Annotated in this window: 10 protein-coding genes; 6 read left to right on the top strand and 4 right to left on the bottom strand. The window is 72.1% G+C overall.

What is annotated here, in order from left to right; genetic code table 11:
- Positions 1–50: 50 nt before the first annotated feature.
- Positions 51–872 (bottom strand): myxosortase MrtC, encoded by an 822-nt coding sequence (gene mrtC / locus WME79_RS41800; RefSeq protein ID WP_437526763.1) that lies wholly within the window; start codon positions 870–872, stop codon positions 51–53.
- Positions 873–1,111: 239 nt separating this feature from the next.
- On the opposite strand from mrtC, the gene WME79_RS41795 reads away from it, so the two are divergent.
- The 5 genes from WME79_RS41795 to WME79_RS41775 all read left to right on the top strand — a co-directional run bounded on the left by WME79_RS41795 (position 1,112) and on the right by WME79_RS41775 (position 8,269).
- The gene (locus tag WME79_RS41795) at positions 1,112–2,467 is read left to right on the top strand and encodes an extensin family protein (RefSeq protein WP_437526760.1); all 1,356 of its coding nucleotides are present in this window, start codon (positions 1,112–1,114) and stop codon (positions 2,465–2,467) included.
- A gap of 191 nt (positions 2,468–2,658) precedes the next feature.
- A complete protein-coding gene (locus WME79_RS41790) occupies positions 2,659–3,651 on the top strand; it encodes a serine/threonine-protein kinase (protein ID WP_437526758.1) in 993 nt (330 codons plus the stop codon).
- The gene (locus WME79_RS41785; protein WP_437526755.1) at positions 3,648–5,018 is read left to right on the top strand and encodes a serine/threonine-protein kinase; all 1,371 of its coding nucleotides are present in this window, start codon (positions 3,648–3,650) and stop codon (positions 5,016–5,018) included. Before WME79_RS41790 ends, WME79_RS41785 begins: the two co-directional genes overlap by 4 nt.
- 52 nt (positions 5,019–5,070) lie before the next feature.
- Entirely contained in the window at positions 5,071–6,063 is a 993-nt protein-coding gene (locus tag WME79_RS41780; protein WP_437526753.1) for a hypothetical protein, read from the top strand.
- A gap of 88 nt (positions 6,064–6,151) precedes the next feature.
- Positions 6,152–8,269 (top strand): ATP-dependent helicase, encoded by a 2,118-nt coding sequence (locus WME79_RS41775; RefSeq protein WP_437526751.1) that lies wholly within the window; start codon positions 6,152–6,154, stop codon positions 8,267–8,269.
- A 27-nt stretch (positions 8,270–8,296) separates the two neighbouring features.
- On the opposite strand, the gene WME79_RS41770 is transcribed toward WME79_RS41775, so the two are convergent.
- Positions 8,297–9,847, bottom strand: a complete 1,551-nt coding sequence (locus tag WME79_RS41770; RefSeq protein ID WP_437526748.1) for a nitrite/sulfite reductase — start codon at positions 9,845–9,847, stop codon at positions 8,297–8,299.
- Positions 9,848–10,046: 199 nt separating this feature from the next.
- Here WME79_RS41770 and WME79_RS41765 point away from each other — a divergent pair, with 199 nt between their 5' ends.
- Complete coding sequence (locus WME79_RS41765; protein ID WP_437526745.1) at positions 10,047–11,243, top strand: trans-sulfuration enzyme family protein; 1,197 nt, start codon at positions 10,047–10,049, stop codon at positions 11,241–11,243.
- A 42-nt stretch (positions 11,244–11,285) separates the two neighbouring features.
- On the opposite strand, the gene WME79_RS41760 is transcribed toward WME79_RS41765, so the two are convergent.
- Both WME79_RS41760 and WME79_RS41755 read right to left on the bottom strand, forming a co-directional pair.
- Positions 11,286–11,837, bottom strand: a complete 552-nt coding sequence (locus WME79_RS41760; RefSeq protein WP_437526742.1) for a response regulator transcription factor — start codon at positions 11,835–11,837, stop codon at positions 11,286–11,288.
- 7 nt (positions 11,838–11,844) lie between these two features.
- Complete coding sequence (locus tag WME79_RS41755; protein ID WP_437526739.1) at positions 11,845–13,317, bottom strand: sensor histidine kinase; 1,473 nt, start codon at positions 13,315–13,317, stop codon at positions 11,845–11,847.
- Between the last annotated feature and the right edge of the window lie 23 nt (positions 13,318–13,340).

The following is a 13,340-nucleotide window of genomic DNA, read 5'->3' as shown; positions in this document are numbered from 1 at the left end:
GGGCATCGGAGCGCCGTGAAAGGCGCGGTCCGCGCCCTCGAGCGAGGCGCTCACGGCGACAGGCCGTAGCCGCGGGCGAGGGTGAGGGAGAGGAGGTTGCACGCCGCGTGGAACACGAGCGGCGCCCCGATGCCGCCGGTGCGCGCCCGCAGCCACCCGAAGAGGAGCGCGGGGAAGAAGACGGCGAGCCGGGCAGGGTGCTGGATCGTGAGAACGTGGCCGATCGCGAAGATCGCCGACGAGATGAGCCACGCCGGGCCGAGCGTCGCGCCGGCGACGCGGAGGCGCGGCGGGAAGACGCGGTCGAGCGCGCTCTGGAGGTAGCCCCGGAAGAACGCCTCCTCGGGCAGCGCGACCACGAGCAGCTGCGCGGCGATCTCGTCGGCGAGCGAGGGCGGCGGGCGCAGCATGAACGGCGAGCTCGCGCCCCAGTACAGCCGGTAGCCCAGCCAGAAGAGCGGGAAGACGATCGCGGCGACCAGCGTCGCCCAGGCGACGGCGTGGAGCGCGGCGCGGGCGAGGCGCCTCGCCGACAGCGGCACGGGCTCCAGGAGCCCCCCGAGCGACAGGCCGTGGGCGCGGATCGTCGACTCGTCGTACCTCAGCACGAGCCAGGACGTCGCCGCGAAGAACGTGAGGCCGACGAGCGTGCCGGCGTAGCTCTTCGGCGCGGCGTAGGACACCGCCGTCACGGCGGCGGTCGTGATGCCAGCGGCGAGGAGCGCGCGCGCAGCGGTCGGCTCGGGCGGCCGCGGGCGCTCGCCCGAGCCGAGGCTCGCATGCACGGCGTTCGCGTCCGCCGGCGCGCCAGGCGTGTCGACGGCACGTGGGCGGGCGTCGCGGCTCGGTTCGATGGGTGTGGGCGGCTGCAAGGCGTGTTCGTCGCGAAGGGGAGTGCGAGGTGCGGGGGCTTACGCGGGGATCGCGTAACCGCGTATCGCGGCCGCGCGCGCTCAGCCTAGCCGCGACGATGACCCTCCGCGACGGTCAGCGCTGCGGGCGGCGCGATTCGGGTGCTGCACACGGGTCCAGCCACCGCTCATTTTCTAGCCTTTCAGCCCGGTCACGTTAGAGTGCGGCCGCTGTGGCGTTTTCCCGACTTCGCTGTCTGATGAAGCCGTTGGCCTGCGCGCTGCTTGCGTCCGTCGCGACGCTCGGTCCGGCGCCCGCGTCGGCCGCGTCGCCGTTCCTCATGACGCCGGAGGCGAGCGTCGTTGAGGCGTCTCCGGCGTACCGCTACGCCAACATGACGAACGAAGAGGCGCTGGCGGAGCTGGATCGCCGGAAGATCCTGTACCTCAAGGTCGACTACGCGCCCGGGGTGCGCGCTCCGATCCGGCTCACGGGTCGGCTGAACGGCGTGAACTTTCATTCGGTGCTCCCGCCCGAGCAGCGCGTGACGAGCATGTTCGAGATCCTGGACGCGCGCCTCGCGCTCGCCCTCGACGATTTCGCGGCCGTGCTCTCGAGGCACGATATCGACGAGGTCGTCCATTACACGATGTATCGACCCAACGTGCCGATGCGCGGCCGCGAGGGCGTGGACGGCGACGGAGAGCACGGGCATCCGATCGCTCATGCCAAGGCCGCCGACAGCACGGTGCAACAGGCAGAGGCCGCGGACGGCGCTGCCCGCGAGGAATCGACGAGGCAGGCCTCGCCGGTCGAGCCTGCGCCGCCGGTGGAGCTCGGCAAGAAGGGCGCGCTCGATGGGACGTCCAAGGCACCTGAGGAGCTGCCGCGACGCCTGAAGGAGAAGGGGTCTGCGCACGCCGGACCGAAGGCGAGGGCCGCAGTGGAGGCCGCGCCGAAGCAGAAGGGGGCGGCGGAGGCCGCGCCGAAGCAGAAGGGTGCGACAGAGGCCGGGCCGAAGGAGAAGGCCGCAGCGGGGGCCGGGCCGAAGGAGAAGGCCGCAACGCAGGCCGCGCCGAAGGAGAAGGGCGTCTTGGAAGCCGATCCAAGCGACGCTTCCAAGGCTCCTGGCCAACGGACGCGGACGATCGCGGCGCGCAGCGGGTCGGCCAAGAAGGCCGCCGGCAAGGTCGGAGCGCGCCGCGCTGCTCGGCGCAAAGCCGTGGGGCCGACCCGGGCCACAACGTCTCCGGTCAAGCACCGTGGCGACGTCGCGCTGCGCAGCGATACCGCGCAGAAGCCGCGCGGCACGTGGGCTCCGCCGGGCACGCGGCACCCCGCCGGCCTGGCCATCGACGTCGGTGCGCTCAAGAAACGCGACGGCACCTGGATCAGCGTCGCGCGCCACTTCCACGGCCGCATCGGGGACAAGACCTGCGGTGACGGGGCGCCCCAGCCTGAGCTCCCCGAGGCGCGCGAGCTCCGGTCCATCGTGTGCGAAGCGGCGGATCTTGGGATTTTTACATACGTGCTGACGCCCAATTTCAATGCGGCGCACGTCGACCATTACCATATGGAGATCAAGCCGGGCGTCCGGTGGTTCCTCTATCACTGAGCGAAGGCCGCGCGCCCCTTGTACAGCCCTGAACGGCTCGCAGCGCGTCCCACTGCACATCCGTTGATTGCGCGTTTTTTGATGATCTGAGCGGTTTGTTCGCGCAACTTCTGCAACGAGAGCGACGATTCCCTTCCCGAACGAAGGCGCCGGCGCTCCGCCGCGCGCCCCCGCGAGGGAGGTCGACGGACATGGTGCAAAAGAAAGACGGACAGCCGCTGCCGGGGACTTCCTACCGTGTGCTCCGTCGGATCGGAGCAGGCTCGTGCTCGGAGGTCTTCGAGGTGACCGGGCGCCGCGGCCAGCTGCGGGCGCTCAAGCTGCTCCGCGCCATGCACGAGGGGTCGAGCGAGATCGGAGCGCGCCTGGTCCAGGAGGGCCGCGCTCTCTCGGCGCTGAGCCATCCCCACATCGTGAAGGTCGAGGAGGTCGGCGTGACGAGCGACGGCCGGCCCTTCCTCGTCATGCCGCGCCTCTTCGGCGAGACGATGCGCGAGCGGCTCGACGCGCGCGGACCGCTCGCGACGCCCACCGCCGTGCGCATCGCCATCCAGGTGCTCGGCGGGCTCGCGGCGACGCACCGCGCCGGCATCGTCCACCGAGACATCAAGCCGGCGAACGTCTTCCTCGCGCAAGCGAGCTGCGCCGAGCAGGGCGTGGCCGATCTGGAGAGCGCGCCCGGTGTGCCCGAGGCCGAGCACGCCGTGCTCATCGACTTCGGCATCGCGAAGGTGAGCCGCGAGGGGCTGGAGCCGTCGACAGGCTCGAACGTCCTCGGCACGCCGCGCTACCTGTCGCCCGAGCAGATCCGCGGCGAGGAGGTCGACGCTCGCACCGACGTGTACGCGGTGGGCCTCCTGCTCTTCGAGGCGATCACCGGGCGCGGTCCGTTTCCGGTGGTCGACTCGATGGCGGTGATGCGGGCGCACCTCAACACACCGGCGCCGCGGCTTCGCTCGCTCCTCTGGGTGCCTCCGGCGCTCGATCACGCCATCGCGCGCGCGCTCGAGAAGGATCCGGGGCTCCGCTGGCAGACGGCGGACGCGATGGCCGCCGCGCTCGCGGAGGCGCAGGGCGAAGACGGGGGCAGGGAGACGCCGGTTCACGGCGGAGCGGGGCGCGCCGCGCCACCGGACGGCGAGCGCAGCGCGCGGACGCACCTCGCGGTCGGAGAGGCGCGATGAGCGGCGCGTCCGCCGCGTGCTCCGGGGCGCGCACGCTGCTCTACGCGCGCGGGGTGTCGCTCGCGCCCAGGGCGCCCGGCGCGCGCTCGCTCCGCGCGCCAGGCGAGGGCGAGCCGTCCGAAGGCGCGTGGCCGCTCCGCGCGCTCGGTGAGGGTGAGCCGCTCCCCGGCACGCCGTACGTCGTACTGCGCCTGCTCGGTCAGGGCGGCATGGGCGAGGTGTACGAGGTCGAGCACCGGGCGCTCGGCCGCCGGTTCGCGCTGAAGGTGCTGCACCGCAGCCACGCCGGCCGCAGCGATCTCTCGGCGCGCCTGCGCGCCGAGGCGCGGTCGATCGCCCGCCTGCGCCACCCGGGCCTCCCCGACGTGTTCGACCTCGGCGCGACCGACGGCGGCCGCCCCTACTTCGCCATGGAGCTCCTCGAGGGGCGCGATCTCCGGACCGAGCTCGCGCGCCTCGGCGTGGTCGCGGTCCCGACCGCCCTCGACCTGGTCCAGCAGGCCCTGTCCGCGCTGTCGCTCGCGCACGCGGCGGGCATCGTCCACCGCGATCTCAAGCTCGAGAACCTGTTCCTGTGCGATGACGGCACGCTCAAGGTCCTCGACTTCGGCGTCGCGAAGCTCCTCCACGCCAGCGCCTCGCTGACCGCCCCGGACGCCGTCATCGGCACACCCAGGACGATGGCGCCCGAGCAGTGCGCCGCCCAGCCGATCGATCCGCGCGCGGATATCTATGCGATGGGCCTCGTCCTCTACGAGCTCATCGCCGGGCGAGGCCCCTTCGACGAGCTGCGCGGCCGGGGCGATGCGCTCCGCATCGCGCACTGCGAGCGGGAGCCTCCTCCTCCCTCGCGCTTCGCGCCGCAGCCGATCCCGGCGGCGCTCGAGCAGCTGATCCTGCGCGCGATCGCGAAGGCGCCCGAGCATCGCTTCCAGACGGCCGCCGACATGGAAGCCGCTGTGCGCCGGGTGCACGTCCGGTTGCACGACGGATCGCCGTCGAGCGCCGCGCCGGTGGTCAGCGCGATCGCGCTCACCCCGACCGCGGCCGACGCCGCCGCGGCCCGCGCGCCTGCGCGGGGCGAGGCGCCCGCCGACGCGCAGCGCCGACCGCTGCTCGCCGCGTCGGTCGGCGCCGCGCGCCTCTCGCGCCGCCCGAGGGCGCGCGCGACGCGGCGCGCACCTCCGGCGCGGCCCGTCGCCCGTGCTGCGTCGCGCGCCTCGGCGCTCGCCGTCTGCGCGCTCGCCGTCGCGTCGGCCGCGTTCGGGCTCGCGCTCGCGCAGCGCTGGATCGCGGCGAGCGAGTCCCCCGCACCAGCGCCGCCATCCGCGCCCTCCGTGGCGCAGGCGCGCTCGGCTGTAAGGTAGCCTCGTCGAGCCCGTTCTCTGGTCGACACCGCAAATGCGGAGTGGAGGGACCATGAACCGGATGCGACGAATCGGGCTGGCTTGTTTGGCGATATCGCTCCTCGCGGGCGCCACCGGCTGCGGCGGCAGCACCGCGGCCCGGCCGGCGGATTCCACGGCAAAGGGGGGACGCGCGATCACGGGCGCTCCCGAGCCCTCCAGCGCACAGGGGTTCCAGGACGGCGCCGCGTTCGACGAGCCGGGCGCGCCCGCCGCGCCGCCGTCGATCGACGCCTCGCCCGCGGCGCCTTCGGCGGAGTTCGAGCGGCCCTCCGCCACAGGCGGCGCCTCGCGCGCCGAGGGGGCGGCGCGCAAGGCGCCGAGCAGCCAGGTCGCGCCGGAGCCCATCGATCGTCCGGGCCTCGGCACCGAGTGGGGTGAGACGCGCGTGTCGCGCATCTCGACCGCGCCGTTCGTCCGGGCCGACGTCAACCGCCCCTTCGTGGTCGCGAGCCTGTTCTACAACGACGCCGAGGGCGCCCGCGCCATGGCGAGCGCGTCCGGCTTCCGCCGCACGTCGCCGCAGGCGTTCACGCTGGCCGGCGGCGCCGTCGCTGTCGGGCTCCGCGGCGAGGGTGGCGGTTTCCTGAGCGGCTTCGTCGCCGGCGAGAAGAGCCACGTCATCGGCGAGGCCGGCCAGCGCTACAGCATCGTGCTGCGCAACCTCACGCCGACCCGGCTCGAGTGCGTCGTCTCCGTCGACGGCCTCGACGTCATGGACGGCCAGGCCGCGACGTTCAGCAAGCGCGGTTACCTGATCGAGCCCCATGGCGAGCTCGAGATCGACGGCTTCCGTCAGTCCGTGGACACGGTCGCCGCGTTCCGCTTCGGCTCGGTCCGCGGCTCCTACGCGAACCAGAAGCACGGCGACACGAGGAACGTCGGCGTGATCGGCGTGGCCCTCTTCAACGAGCGCGGGACGACGCCCTGGACGTTCGACGAGGTCCAGCGCCGCCGGGAGGCGAACCCGTTCCCGGGGCAGTTCGCCACGCCGCCCGGCATCTGAGCCTTTCCAGCGGGCATCTCGCGCCTCCTCCGCGCTCCGACAAAATCAAGCTCCCGCTCCGCCGCGCGCCGGGCTAGGCCACGGCACGGTGTCGGACTTATTGAACCCGTCTCAACGTGCGGCCGTCGAGCACGAGCTCGGGCCAATGCTGGTGCTCGCCGGCGCAGGCTCCGGCAAGACGCGTGTGGTGACCACGCGGATCGCCCGCCTCCTCGATCGCGGCATCCCGGCGCGCTCCATGTTGGCGATGACCTTCACCAACAAGGCCGCCGCCGAGATGCACGAGCGCGTTGGCAAGCTCGTCGGCTCCAAGGTCGCGCGCGAGCTCAAGGTCTGCACCTTCCACCGCTTCGGGCTCGACGTCCTCGGCGCGGAGACCCGCGCCCTCGGCCTGCGGGGCGGCTCCTTCGCCATCTTCGACCAGTCCGACGCCCTGGGGGTCATCCGCGAGATCCTCCGCGAGCTCCGCGCCGGCAAGAGCTACGACGTCAGCGCGATCCTCTCGCGCATCTCGAACGCCAAGAACGCCTTCCTCGACGCCGAGACCTGGGCCGAGGCGCAGCGGCAGGGCAAGGGCATCGACGACTACGACGAGATCTCGATGCTCGTGTACCCGCGCTACATGGCGGCGCTGCGCTCGTTCCAGGCGTTCGATTTCGACGATCTCATCTGCGAGGTGGTTCGCCTGTGGCAGGCGCGCGCCGACGTCCTCGAGCGCTGGCGGATGCGCTACCGCTTCGTGATCGTCGACGAGTACCAGGACACGAACCGCGCCCAGCTGGAGCTCCTGCGCCTGCTCTGCGGCGAGCACCGCAACGTGGTGGTCGTCGGCGACGACGACCAGTCGATCTACGCCTGGCGCGGCGCCGACGTGCGCAACATCCTCGATTTCGAGGAGCACTTCTCGGGCGCGAAGGTCGTCAAGCTCGAGCACAACTACCGGTCCCGCAAGCCGATCCTCGACGTCGCGAACGCGGTGCTCGCCAAGTCCGGCGCCCGGCGGCACAAGAAGTCGCTCATCGCCACCCGGGTGGAGGGCGACAAGGTGCGGTCCATCATCTGCGTGGACCCCGACGTCGAGGCGAGCTTCGTGGCCACGGAGGCGCAGCGCCTCCTGGAGCGGGAGGCCGCGCGGCCGAAGGACATCGCCGTGCTGTACCGCTCGAACCTCCAGGCGGCCGCGATCGAGTCGGCCCTCAAGGAGCGGCAGATCCCGATCCGGATGATCGGCGGCCAGCAGTTCTTCGAGCGCAAGGAGGTCAAGGACCTCATCGCCTACCTCCGCGTCGCGCTCAACCCGGGCGACGAGATGTGTCTGCGGCGCATCCTGAACTACCCGGCGCGGGGCATCGGCGACGTCGCGGTGGCCAAGCTCGGCGCGTACGCGACGGCGCACGACGCGACGCTCTGGACGGCGGTGTCGCGGCCGCACGCCGTGCACGAGCTGACCGCCGCCGCGATCGAGGGCTGCCGCCAGCTGCTCCGGATCATCGAGGCCACGCGCGCCCGGTTCGAGCGCGGCGAGCCCTCCGCGGAGGTCTCCCGCGCGCTCCTCGCCGACGCCGGCTTCAAGGAAGACATCATGGCCGGCTCGTCCACGGCCAACGCCGCGGCGCGCCGCTGGGGCAACATCGAGGGCCTGCTCAACGTCTTCGCGCGCCGCGACGAGAAGGGGAAGGGGGACCGCGCGAGCTTCGCCGAGTTCCTGCGGCTGCTCGCCCTGCGGCAGGACTCCGAGGAAGAGGAGGCCACCGACCGGGTGACGCTCACCACGATGCACGGCGCGAAGGGGCTCGAGTTCCCGTACGTGTTCGTGATCGGCCTGGAGGAAGGGCTGATGCCTCACCAGCGCAGCCTCGACGAGCGCGCCACGGACGCCGCGCCGAGCGGCGCGGAGGGCGGCGACACGGGCGGCCACAGCATCGAGGAGGAGCGGCGGCTCTTCTACGTCGCGGTCACGCGGGCCCGCGATCGGCTCTACCTCACGCGGGCGAAGCACCGCGGCTCGCGCGGCAAGATGGTGCCGAGGACGCCGAGCAGGTTCATGCTCGAGATCCCCCCCGAGCTCCTGGAGGAGCGCGAGGAGCTCGCGCCGGTCGCTCCGGGGATGGAGAAGGTGAAGGCAGGGGCGGCCGGCGTGCTGGCCGCGCTGTCGATGAACCCGTTCGCCGGGGATCCCCCCCTCATCCCGCGCCGTCGCTCCTGAGCGCGGCGCGGGACGGCGGGGGCTCGGTCAGACGGCGCCCTCGGCGGCCGCGAAGCCGGCGCGGGTGATCTCCTGCACGCCCTTGCGCGTGACGAAGTCGCGGAAGCTCTCGCCCTCGGCGCGGCCGGCCATGTAGAAGCGCGCGATCGCGGCGATGACCTTGGGCGTCTCCTCCTCGGGGATGCGGCCGTCGAGGCGCTCGCCGATGCGCGCGCTCGGGCCGCAGCAGCCGCCCACGCGGAGCGAGTAGTGCGGGCGCTCGACGCCGTCCTTGCCCTTCACCATCAGGCCCGTCATCCCGATATCCGCGACGTGGTGCTGACCGCACGAGTTCGGGCACCCCGAGATCTTGATGTCGAACTCGCCGAGCGAGCTGACGAAGTCGTCGGTCTCCTGGCGGCTGCCGTTCGGCACCAGGTGATCCCGGATGCGCGTGCCGACCTCCATGCTCTTCGTGATCGCGAGCGTGCAGTAGTCGCCGCCGGGGCAGGTCACCACGTCCGTGATGTGCCCGGCGTCCGCCTCGGCGAGGCCGATCTGCGAGAGCTCGCGGTGCAGGCCGAGGAGCTTCGCCTCTGGCACCCAGCGCAGCACGAAGTTCTGCGTGTTCGTCGCCCGCACCTCGCCGTTGCCGAAGCGCCGGGAGATGTCGGCCAGGCGCTTCAGCTGCTCGCCCGTGATGTCGCCGAGCGGCAGCTTGACGGTCGCCACCCGGTAGCCGGGCTGCTTCTGCTGGATCGTGTTGGTCCGCTTCCAGCGCGCGAAGGCGCCGTCGCCCAGCGTGTCCCGCGACGGCTCGAGCGGGGGCGGGTCGCTCTCCCGGAACTCGGACGCATACCGCACAACGTCGGCCGCGAGCGCGTCGCCCCGCGCCGCCTTGATGCGATCGAACTCCTCGTCCAGCCTGCGCAGGAACTCGGCCTCGCCGATCTTGCGGATCAGGAACTTGAGCCGCGCCTTCTTCCGGTTCTTTCGCTCGCCGTCCCGGAAGAACACGCTGACCACCGCCTCGCACGCCGGCAGCAGATCGGCGATCGGGATGAACTCCCGCCAGAGGTGGGCGACCTCGGGCGTCGAGCCGAGCCCGCCCGCCACGTAGATGGCGAAGCCCTGGCCGAGATCGCCGACCTTGGCCAGGAGGCCGACGTCGTTGATCATGATCTGCGCGTGATCGCGCGCGCTGCCCGACAGGCCCACCTTGAACTTCCGCGGCAGCCGCCGGTTGTGCTCGTGGAAGAGGAAATGCTCGGTGACCGCGTGCGCGTACGGCGTCACGTCGAACACCTCGTCCTCGACCACGCCCGCGAGGTGCGACGCGGTCACGTTGCGGAGGGTGTCGGCGCACGCGCCGACCGCTGTCACGCCCGCGCGCACCAGCGTGCGCTGCAGATCGATCGTCTCCTCGATCTCCAGGTAGTGCAGCTGGATGTCCTGGCGTGTTGTGACGTGCGCTAGCCCGCGACCCCACCGCTCGGTCACTTCCGCGAGCGCTTCCAGCTGCTCTGCCGTCAGCTGTCCTCCAGGGATCTTGATGCGCTGCATGTGCTTCACGTGCGCGAGCTGCGCGTAGACACCCATGGCCAGCCGTAGAGGGCGGAACTGGTCGGGGGTCAGCTCACCACGTTTGAATTTGGCGACGTTCTCGGCGTGTACGTCGATAGCCGCCGCAAGGCGCTCGACTCGTTGCGACATAACCGATGGTATTCCCTATATTTCCGACGCGTCAAGTGCGACAATTATCACGGTCGGTTCCACGTGGTATCCGGCCTCCAGCACCATGAAGACCGCTCTGCCGAACTCGACCGAAGCCGTGCACGCGGGCGTACTCCGCCAGCGCCCCTCCCACACCCTCGCGCCTGCGATCGCGCAGACGGCGACCTACACCTTCGCGGACACGGCGGACCTCGAGCGCTATTTCGCCGGAGGCGACGCGGATCCCGAGCGGCAGGAATACGGCCGCTACGGCAATCCCACGGTGCGCGAGGTCGAGCAGCGCATCGCGGCGCTCGACCGCGCGGAGGATGCCCTGCTCTTCGCGAGCGGGATGGCGGCGGTGACGACCACGGCGTTCGCGCTCCTCAAGGCGGGGGACCACGTCATCCTCTTCCGCGACGTGTACCGCCGCACGCGGCAGTTCGTGATCAACGTGCTCTCGCGGCTCGGCGTCGAGCACACGCTGATCGACCCGGGCGCGTTCGATCAGCTCGAGGCGGCCATCCGGCCGCGCACCCGCTTCGCGCTCAGCGAGTCGCCGACGAACCCCTACCTCCACTGTATCGACCTGTCCCGCTTCGCCGAGATCTGCAAGAAGGCGCGGGTGAAGACGGTCGTCGACGCGACGTTCGCGACCCCCTGCAACTCCGATCCGATCGGCCGTGGCATCGACCTCGTGGTCCACAGCGCCAGCAAGTACCTGTCCGGCCACAACGACGTCCTCGGCGGCGCGGTCTCCGGATCGAGCGCGCTGATCTCGCTGATCCGCGACATGCGGAGCGTCCTTGGGGGCATCATGGATCCTCACGCCGCGGCGCTGATCGGGCGCGGGATGAAGACGCTCGCGCTCCGCGTCGAGCGGCAGAACGCGACCGGGCTCGCCGTGGCGCGCGCGCTCGAGGCGCACCCCGCGGTGGAGCGGGTGTTCTACCCGGGGCTCCCGTCGCACCCGGATCACAAGGTCGCGGCCGAGCAGATGCGCGGCTTCGGCGGCGTCGTGAGCTTCACCGTGCGCGGCGGGCGAGAGGCGGCGTCGCGCGTCGTCGACGGCGCGCGCATCGCCGCGATCGCCCCGAGCTTCGGCGGCGTGGAGACGCTCATCGAGCAGCCCTGCATCATGAGCTTCCACGAGCTCAACGACGAGCAGCTCGCGGCGATCGGCATCTCCCCCGCGCTGATCCGCCTGTCGGTCGGCATCGAGGAGACCGAGGACATCGTGAGGGACGTCATCGGCGCGCTCGACGCGCTCGGCAAGCGCTAGCTGGGCGCGCCGGGGCGCCCGTCCGAGGGCGCCGGCGCGCGGCTAGCCCCCGAGCTTCTTCAGCTTCCGCTGCAGCGTCCGCCGGTCGATCCCGAGCAGCTTCGCCGCGGTGGCCACCACGCCGCCCGACTCCCTCAGCGCGGCGCGGATCGCCTCGCGCTCGAGATCGTCGAGCTTCAGGCTCCCCGGCGGCGGCGTCGGCGCCGCCGAGGGCGGGGGCCGCTGGCGCTCCCGGAGGCTCGCGGCCTCGCGCAGCAGCTTGTCCGCGTCGACGGGCTTGCTGAGCAGCGTGTCGGCGCCCTCGCGCATCGCCGCCACCGCGAGCGGGATGTCCCCGAACCCGGTCAGCATCACGATCGCCGCGTCGGGCTGCAGCTTGCGGTACTGGGCGAGCGCGCTGAGGCCGTCGCCGCGCGGCATGCGGTAGTCGATGACCACGAGGTCCACCGGCTCGTACTCGAGCGCCACGAGCCCCTCGTCGATCGTCGCCGCGGTCCTCGCCACGACCCCGCGGCGGCGCAGCGCGCCCTGCAGGGTGGTGCGGAACGCGTCGTCGTCGTCCACGAGGAGCGCCGTCTCGATCCGTCGCGTCATCTTCACCTCAGGCGGCCCCGGAGCGCTTCAGCGCGCCGGGGAGATCCGCGTCCATGGGGCCCGTGCTCCCGTCGAGGCGGAGGCGCAAGGTCGCCTTCGCGCCGCCGGTCTCGACGCTCTCCATGCGCAGCACCGCGTTCATGCGAGAGGCCATCATCGAGCTGATGTAGAGCCCGAGCCCCATGCCTCCCTGCTCCATCTTCGTCGTCTGGAACGGCTCGCCGAGCCGCCCGGCGATGTCGGGGTTGAGCCCCGGCCCGTTGTCGGAGACCGCGATCTCGCAGACGTCGCCGCGCTCGACGACGCTCACCTCGATCCGCTGCTCGGCCGAGTCGGCCGTCGCCTCGGCGGCGTTGGCGAGCAGGTTGACGAGCACCTGGCAGAGCGCCGGCCTCAGCACGTCCGCCTGCACCGGCCACGGCGTGTCGAACGCGAGCTCGCCGCGGTAGCCGAGCCGCGCGAGCTCGACCTTCGCCAGGTCGCGCACGAAGCGGGTGAGCTCCAGCGGCTCCAGCCGCTGATCGAGCCGGATCTGGCCGCGCATCAGCCCGATGATGTCGCTCGCGCGCCGCGCCTCGCCGGCCACGGTCTCGGCCATGCGCGCGGCGTCCTCGGAGCCCGTCTCGCGCGCCACGTCGACGAGGTCCTTGCTCGCGAGGAGGATCGTCGCGAGCGGCGTGCTGAGCTCGTGCGACATCCCGCCGACCATGCGCCCGAGCATCGCCAGCCGCTCGTTCCGCTGGCTCTGCTGCCGGAGCTCCTCGAGCCTGTGCGCGTAGACGACGACGAAGAAGCCGAGGAACAGCGTCAGCGACGTGAGCGATACGAGGTCGCCGAGCCGCCGGATGCGCTCGCCCCCGAGCGGCGCCGCGTCGAGCGGCAGCGGCGTCGCATACGTGAGCACGGCGATCGCGGTCAGCGTCAGCAGGCCCACGAGCACGGTCGTGCGCCGCGGGCAGAGGAGGCCGGAGAGGGCGATGTGGAAGGCGAGGAAGACCGCGAATGGATTGGCCAGCCCGCCCGAGAACCAGAGCATCCAGGCGTTTGCGATCACGTCGCCCACGAGCTGGGCGCGCGCGTGATCCTGCGTGGGCTCGCGCGCCGAGAGCTCGCCCCCGTCCGGCCGGCGCGCGCGCCGGACCCGGAAGGTCCAGGCGACGTTGGCCGCCGCGATCGCGGCGATGCCGACGATCAGCGGAGCGAGCCCGAGGTCGGGGACGAGCTTCCTGCCCGCGACCGTGGTCGCGATCATCCCCGCGATCGCCCCCCACCGCAGCTGGATCAGCCACCTGTCGGCGGTGTCCCAGGAGGGGGGCTTCGGCCCGGAGAGCAGGACCGCGAGCCGCCGGCGCGTCGCCGGGGGCGCGCTGCTCTTGGCGGGGTCGTGCCCTGCGTCAAGCGACCATGGCTGGAAGGAGGATTGCATCCGCGCGCGGACAGGGGGGCTTTCCAGGGCGCGGTCGAGGCGTCCGGCGTCCATCCCGGAGCAACCTTCCGACGTTG

It is taken from the genome of Sorangium sp. So ce726, from assembly GCF_051521405.1.
GTDB lineage: Bacteria > Myxococcota_A > Polyangia > Polyangiales > Polyangiaceae > Sorangium.
This window is presented reverse-complemented; position numbering and strand designations above follow the sequence as displayed.

Bases quoted from the DNA above. Each gene is read 5' to 3' on its own strand.
- WME79_RS41795 (WP_437526760.1), top strand. From the start codon at position 1,112: ATGAAGCCGTTGGCCTGCGCGCTGCTTGCGTCCGTCGCGACGCTCGGT.
- WME79_RS41790 (WP_437526758.1), top strand. From the start codon at position 2,659: ATGGTGCAAAAGAAAGACGGACAGCCGCTGCCGGGGACTTCCTACCGT.
- WME79_RS41785 (WP_437526755.1), top strand. From the start codon at position 3,648: ATGAGCGGCGCGTCCGCCGCGTGCTCCGGGGCGCGCACGCTGCTCTAC.
- WME79_RS41780 (WP_437526753.1), top strand. From the start codon at position 5,071: ATGAACCGGATGCGACGAATCGGGCTGGCTTGTTTGGCGATATCGCTC.
- WME79_RS41770 (WP_437526748.1), bottom strand. From the start codon at position 9,847: ATGGGTGTCTACGCGCAGCTCGCGCACGTGAAGCACATGCAGCGCATC.
- WME79_RS41765 (WP_437526745.1), top strand. From the start codon at position 10,047: ATGAAGACCGCTCTGCCGAACTCGACCGAAGCCGTGCACGCGGGCGTA.
- WME79_RS41760 (WP_437526742.1), bottom strand. From the start codon at position 11,837: ATGACGCGACGGATCGAGACGGCGCTCCTCGTGGACGACGACGACGCG.
- WME79_RS41755 (WP_437526739.1), bottom strand. From the start codon at position 13,317: ATGGACGCCGGACGCCTCGACCGCGCCCTGGAAAGCCCCCCTGTCCGC.